The 5,943-nt window shown below is 35.5% G+C and carries 8 protein-coding genes, 1 tRNA gene and 1 pseudogene; all 10 read left to right on the top strand.

Annotation, left to right across the window (positions count from 1 at the left end):
* Positions 1–822 (top strand): elongation factor Tu (locus ACQY56_RS10295; RefSeq protein WP_428743759.1); only part of this gene is annotated, 822 nt, incomplete at its 5' end.
* A 43-nt stretch (positions 823–865) separates the two neighbouring features.
* Positions 866–1,018: a 50S ribosomal protein L33 gene (rpmG, locus tag ACQY56_RS10290; RefSeq protein WP_428738357.1), complete on the top strand. Its 153-nt coding sequence runs from the start codon at positions 866–868 to the stop codon at positions 1,016–1,018.
* 113 nt (positions 1,019–1,131) lie between these two features.
* A tRNA-Trp gene (locus tag ACQY56_RS10285) sits at positions 1,132–1,207 on the top strand.
* Between the two features lie 78 nt (positions 1,208–1,285).
* A complete protein-coding gene (gene secE, locus ACQY56_RS10280; protein ID WP_428738356.1) occupies positions 1,286–1,465 on the top strand; it encodes a preprotein translocase subunit SecE in 180 nt (59 codons plus the stop codon).
* Between the two features lie 10 nt (positions 1,466–1,475).
* Positions 1,476–2,003, top strand: coding sequence for a transcription termination/antitermination protein NusG (gene nusG, locus ACQY56_RS10275; protein ID WP_280331239.1), 528 nt, complete (start codon positions 1,476–1,478; stop codon positions 2,001–2,003).
* 20 nt (positions 2,004–2,023) lie between these two features.
* Positions 2,024–2,449 (top strand): 50S ribosomal protein L11, encoded by a 426-nt coding sequence (gene rplK, locus ACQY56_RS10270; protein ID WP_428738355.1) that lies wholly within the window; start codon positions 2,024–2,026, stop codon positions 2,447–2,449.
* 70 nt (positions 2,450–2,519) lie between these two features.
* Positions 2,520–3,212: a 50S ribosomal protein L1 gene (gene rplA / locus ACQY56_RS10265; protein WP_428738354.1), complete on the top strand. Its 693-nt coding sequence runs from the start codon at positions 2,520–2,522 to the stop codon at positions 3,210–3,212.
* A gap of 203 nt (positions 3,213–3,415) precedes the next feature.
* Entirely contained in the window at positions 3,416–3,898 is a 483-nt protein-coding gene (gene rplJ / locus ACQY56_RS10260; protein ID WP_428738353.1) for a 50S ribosomal protein L10, read from the top strand.
* Between the two features lie 69 nt (positions 3,899–3,967).
* Positions 3,968–4,342, top strand: coding sequence for a 50S ribosomal protein L7/L12 (gene rplL, locus ACQY56_RS10255; protein ID WP_428738352.1), 375 nt, complete (start codon positions 3,968–3,970; stop codon positions 4,340–4,342).
* Between the two features lie 213 nt (positions 4,343–4,555).
* Positions 4,556–5,943 (top strand): annotated as a pseudogene (locus ACQY56_RS10250) (DNA-directed RNA polymerase subunit beta); the annotation flags it as partial.

Below are 5,943 nucleotides of genomic sequence, written 5' to 3'. Positions count from 1 at the left end.
GGTGTTCCATACATCGTTGTTTTCATGAACAAAGAAGATATGGTTGATGATGAAGAGTTATTAGAGTTAGTTGAGATGGAAATTCGTGAGTTATTAGATACTTATGACTTCCCAGGTGACGATACTCCAATCGTAGCTGGTTCAGCTCTTAAAGCTCTTGAAGAAGCAAAAACTGGTACTCTTGGTGAGTGGTCAGAAAAAATTCAAAAGTTAATGGCTGAAGTTGATGCTTACATCCCAGAGCCAACTCGTGAAACAGATAAAGAATTCTTAATGCCAGTTGAAGATGTATTCTCAATCTCTGGACGTGGTACAGTTGTTACTGGTCGTATTGAGCGTGGTGTTGTTAAAGTTGGTGATACAGTTGAAATCGTTGGTATCCGTGACACTCAAACTACTACTGTTACAGGTGTTGAAATGTTCCGTAAAGAGATGGAGCAAGGTGAAGCTGGTGATAACTGTGGTATCCTTATTCGTGGTATTGGTAAAGATGAAGTTGAACGTGGTCAAGTTCTTTGTAAGCCAGGTTCAATCACTCCACATACAAAATTCACTGCTGAAATCTATGTATTAAGCAAAGATGAGGGTGGTCGTCATACTCCATTCTTCAATGGTTACCGTCCACAATTCTATGTACGTACAACAGATGTAACTGGTGCTATCAGCTTACCAGAAGGTACTGAAATGGTTATGCCAGGTGATAACGTAACTATCACTGCTGAGCTTATCCACCCAATTGCTATGGAAAAAGGTACTAAGTTCGCTATCCGTGAAGGTGGTAGAACAGTTGGTGCTGGTGTTGTAGCTGAGATTCTTGCGTAATTCGCTTTTGCGAATTACCTTGAACCAATTTTAAAGGTTTAAAATGAGAGAAGCAATTCACTTAGGTTGTGAAAAGTGTACTAGACGTAACTATCACACAACTAAAAATAAAAAAACTCATACTGAAAAATTTTCAGTAAAAAAATATTGTAAATTCTGTAAAGAGCATACAGTACATAAAGAGATGAAACTGTAATCAGTTTTTCTCTTTTGGAAAAATCGTAAGCGATTTTGGGCTTACCGCCGAGGTAAACTCAGCGTTAGCGTAGTAAATTTGGACTTTGTTCAAATTACGTTAGCATAATAAGTAGGCGTGTAGCTCCAATGGTAGAGCACCGGATTCCAAATCCGGGTGTTGGGGGTTCGAGTCCCTCCACGCCTGCCACTTGCACACATTTATTATTAGTTTTGCTTTCGAGCAAAATTTATAATCAATGATATTTTAAAATGATGGAAAGAACATATGAATTTAGGTAAACATATCCAAAATGCAAAATTAGAGTTAAGTAAAGTTATCTTTCCTACTAAAGGACAGGTGAAACAAGCTTATATTGCTGTTATTGTTGTTGTTTCAGCTGTAGCTGCATTTTTGGCTTTGGTTGACCTTCTTATGTCATCTATTGTTTCAGCAATTTTAGGTTAAGGAGTAAATAATGGCACATCAATGGTACTCGATCCAGACTTATGGAAGTGATAGAGCAGTAAGAGATGCTATCTTCAATATGATTGAAGAGTATGGACTCCAAGAGCATATTACAGATGTAATTGTTCCAACTGAAGATGTTATTGAAGTAAAAGATGGAAAGAAAAAAGTAAGTGAACGATCTCTTTATAGTGGATATGTTTTTGCAAAAATTGATCTCAATACTGAAATTCAACATATGATTCAATCTATCCCGAAAGTATCGGGATTTATTGGTGAAGGAAACCGTCCGACACCTCTAAGTGAGCATGATATTCAAGTTATCTTAGATCGTGTAAATAATCGTCAAGCACCTAAACCGAAAGTATTTTTCGATAACGGTGAGACTGTACGTATTATTGATGGACCGTTTGCAAACTTCACAGGTACTGTGGATGAATACGACTTAGAGCATGGAACTCTAAAACTCAACGTTTCAATTTTTGGTAGAGCTACTCCTGTAGATATCTCTTACACTCAAGTTGAAAAAATAATTTAAATTCATAAAAAGGAAGAAAAATGGCAAAGAAAATTGCTGGCTATATCAAGCTTCAGATTCAAGCTGGTGCTGCTAACCCTGCACCTCCAGTAGGACCTGCTTTAGGACAACGTGGTGTTAACATCATGGAATTCTGTAAAGCATTCAATGAAAAAACAAAAGATAAGATGGGATTCAAAGTTCCAACTATTATCACAGTTTACAATGACAAAAGTTTTACTTTTGTTACTAAACAACCACCAGCATCTGCATTGTTAATGAAAGCAGCTGGTATCAAAAAAGGGAGTGAAAACCCACTAAAAAATAAAGTGGCTAAAATCACTCGTGAAAAACTTATGGAGATCGTTGATCAAAAAATCGAAGATTTAAATACAGATGATAAAGAGATGGCAGCAAATACTATTGCTGGGCAAGCTCGTTCTATGGGTATAGAAATCGTAGACTAATTTTACGAAAATCGTCGACCACAACGATTTAAAACTCTGTGGCAGAATTTATTAAGCGGAGAAATTTGTTATGAGTAAAAGATATAAGCAATTATTAGAAAAAGTTGATAGTTCTAAATCTTACACAATTGAAGAAGCATCTTCAGCTGTAAGAGAACTAAAAAGTGCAAAATTTGACGAAACTGTTGAAATTGCAATGAATTTAAATGTTGACCCACGTCACGCAGATCAAATGGTACGTGGTGCAATCGTTCTTCCACATGGTACTGGTAAAACTGTACGTGTTGCAGTATTTGCTAAAGGTGCAAAAGCTGATGAAGCTAAAGCAGCTGGTGCTGACATTGTTGGTACTGATGAGCTTGTTGCACAAATCAAAGAGGGTAACATCAACTTTGATATTGTTGTAGCTGCACCAGATTGTATGGGTCTTGTTGGTCAAGTTGGTCGTATTCTTGGACCAAAAGGTTTAATGCCGAACCCTAAAACTGGAACTGTAACTCCAGATGTTGCTACTGCTGTTAACAATGTTAAAGGCGGTCAAGTAAACTTCAGAGTTGACAAAAAAGGTAATATTCATGCAGGTATTGGAAAAGTTAGTTTCGATGCTCAAAAAATCGCTGAAAACCTTGCAACTTTTGTAAAAGCTATTAATAAACAAAAACCAGCTTCTTCAAAAGGTCGTTACATCAAAAATGCTGCACTTAGTTTAACAATGAGTCCAGCTGTTAAACTTGATGTAGCTGAATTATTAGATACAAAATAGTATACTATAAGCTTCCGAGAATTTTTCTCGGATAGTTTTGAAAGTTTTTAGTTTGAGATTGTCTTATCTTAAACTAAAGATTTTCATTTTTTGATGGGAATCTGAATTACTTGGACTAAAGACAGTAGGGGGCTAAACCAATCGGTTGGCTTAAAAAGTCCTTTCTACCCCACTTGAAGTTATGTCTGGGAAAGGAGAAATTTATGCTTAAATCTAAAAAAGCTGAAGTTATTGAGCAACTTTCAACTTCTTTTGCTGAGACTACTGCTGTAGTTATTTGTGACTATAAAGGTTTATCGGTTTCTGAATTAGAAGATCTAAGAAAAGCTGCTCGTGCTAAAGACACAAGTGTTCAGGTTGTTAAAAATACTTTAGCAAACATTGCGTTAGAAAAAGCAGGTATGACAGGTGTTGAACTTAAAGATACAAATATCTTTATCTGGTCAAACGAAGTTATTAATGCTCCAAAAGTTGCTGCTGATTTTGCAAAAAATAACGAAAAATTTGTTATCAAAGCTGGTTACCTAGACAAAGAAGCGGCAGATGTAGCTAAAATTGATGCGTTTGCTAAACTTCCAGGACGTGAAGAACTTCTTGGTATGCTTGCTGCGACTTGGATGGCACCACTTACAAACTTTGTATTTGGTCTTGATGCATTAAGACAAAAAAACGAAGCGGAAGCTTAATTGATACTAGAAGCTAAACTAGAAAAATTGGCAAAAAATTAAAATTTAAAAATACCATAGGAGAAAATTATGGCTGTAACTAAAGAAGATGTATTAGAATTCATCTCTGGATTATCTGTATTAGAGTTATCTGAACTTGTTAAAGAGTTCGAAGAAAAATTTGGTGTATCTGCTCAACCTGTAGCAGTTGCTGGTGTAGCTGGTGGTGATGCTGGTGCTGCTGGTGGTGAACAAACTGAGTTTAACGTAGTACTTACTGATGCTGGTGCTAAAAAAATTGGTGTTATTAAAGTTGTTCGTGAGCTTACTGGTCTTGGTTTAAAAGAAGCTAAAGATGCTACTGAAAACTTACCATCTACAATCAAAGAGGGTGTAGATAAAGAAACTGCTGAAGAAGCTAAAGCTAAATTAGAAGAAGCTGGTGCAGTAGTAGAAGTTAAATAAGTTAACTTTTCTTTAATTTGGAGGGATTACCCCTCCACTTTTTGGGCGCTTTAGTAAGAAGAGACGACTCTCCTTACTAAAGTGCCCTTATGTCGTTTATAAGCACTATAAAAATCTCTTTGTTTTAAAGAGTACAGTTTCAACTCTAGGGACGCTTAGAGTTGGACATTGATTTGTAAAAAATCATCAATTAACAACTTATCGAGGTAGCCTATGTTAAACACTTTATATTCCGGAAACCGTCTTCGTGTAGACTTCTCTAAAACTCCTCAAGAAATAGAAGTACCAAATCTATTACAATTACAACAAAGTTCATATGAAAGATTCTTAATGTTAGAATCAAAAGATAGAGCTGCTAGTGGAATTGAAAAAGTTTTTCAATCAGTTTTTCCTATTCATGATGTACAAAATAGACTTACTATTGAGTATGAAGGTTCTGAAGTAACAAACCCAAAATATACTGTTCGTGAGTGTATGGAAAGAGGACTTACGTATGCAGTAAGTTTGAAAATGAAAACACGTTTAGTTCTTTGGGACAGAGATGAAAATACTAAAGAGAAACTCGGTGTAAAAGATATTAAAGAACAATCAATCTTTGTTCGTGACATCCCTTTAATGACAGATCGTACATCATTTATCATCAATGGTGTTGAGCGTGTTGTTGTAAACCAACTACACCGTTCGCCTGGTGTTATCTTTAAAGAGGAAGAATCGACAACTGCAAGTTCTAAACTTATCTATACTGGTCAAATCATTCCAGATCGTGGTTCATGGTTATACTTTGAGTATGATCCAAAAGATATTCTTTATATGAGAATTAATAAACGTCGTAAAGTTCCAGTAACTATTATGTTCCGTGCACTTGGGTACTCTAAGCAAGATATTTTAAAACTGTTTTACCCAATACAAACGATCAATGTAGCTGATAATAATTTTACAATTGATTTTAATGCTGCTGATTATTCTGGACGTTTAGGATATGACCTTGTAGATGCTAATGGGAAAGTTTTAGTCAATGCAGGGAAAAGATTATCTGTTAAAAAAGCACAAAAATTTGTTGAAGATGGACTTAAAACTGTTCAATATCCATTAGAAGTATTACTAGAGCGTTATTTAGCAGAACCTATCATAGATCCAGAAACTGGTGAAGTTTTATTTGATACAATGACACATATCGATGAGTCTAAGTTAAAGAAAATGGCTGAAATTGGTGTAAGTGAATTTAGAATTGCTAATGATTTAGCTGAAGGTGTTGATAGCTCTGTAATTAATGCTTTTAATGCTGATGCAGATTCACTAAAACTTCTAAAACAAACAGAAGAGATTGAAGATGAAAATGATTTAGCTGCCATTCGTATCTATAAAGTTATGCGTCCGGGTGAACCAGTAACTAAAGAAGCTGCACATGCATTCGTAAACCAATTATTCTTTGATCCAGAGAGATATGACTTAACACAAGTTGGTCGTATGAAAATGAACCATAAACTAGGATTAAATGTTCCAGAATACGTAACTGTACTTACTCATGAAGATATTATCGAGTCTGTTAAATACGTTATCAAAGTTAAAAATGGTCAAGGTCATATCGATGATAGAGATCA

It is taken from the genome of Sulfurimonas sp., assembly GCF_050296975.1.
Classification (GTDB): Bacteria; Campylobacterota; Campylobacteria; order Campylobacterales; family Sulfurimonadaceae; genus Sulfurimonas.
The sequence above is the reverse complement of the archived record's forward strand: the minus strand, read 5'-3'. Positions and strand labels throughout refer to the sequence as shown.

Excerpts from the sequence above, each read along its gene's own strand:
- nusG (WP_280331239.1), top strand. The coding sequence starts at position 1,476 with ATGGCACATCAATGGTACTCGATCCAGACTTATGGAAGTGATAGAGCA.
- rpmG (WP_428738357.1), top strand. The coding sequence starts at position 866 with ATGAGAGAAGCAATTCACTTAGGTTGTGAAAAGTGTACTAGACGTAAC.
- rplA (WP_428738354.1), top strand. The coding sequence starts at position 2,520 with ATGAGTAAAAGATATAAGCAATTATTAGAAAAAGTTGATAGTTCTAAA.
- rplK (WP_428738355.1), top strand. The coding sequence starts at position 2,024 with ATGGCAAAGAAAATTGCTGGCTATATCAAGCTTCAGATTCAAGCTGGT.
- rplL (WP_428738352.1), top strand. The coding sequence starts at position 3,968 with ATGGCTGTAACTAAAGAAGATGTATTAGAATTCATCTCTGGATTATCT.
- rplJ (WP_428738353.1), top strand. The coding sequence starts at position 3,416 with ATGCTTAAATCTAAAAAAGCTGAAGTTATTGAGCAACTTTCAACTTCT.
- secE (WP_428738356.1), top strand. The coding sequence starts at position 1,286 with ATGAATTTAGGTAAACATATCCAAAATGCAAAATTAGAGTTAAGTAAA.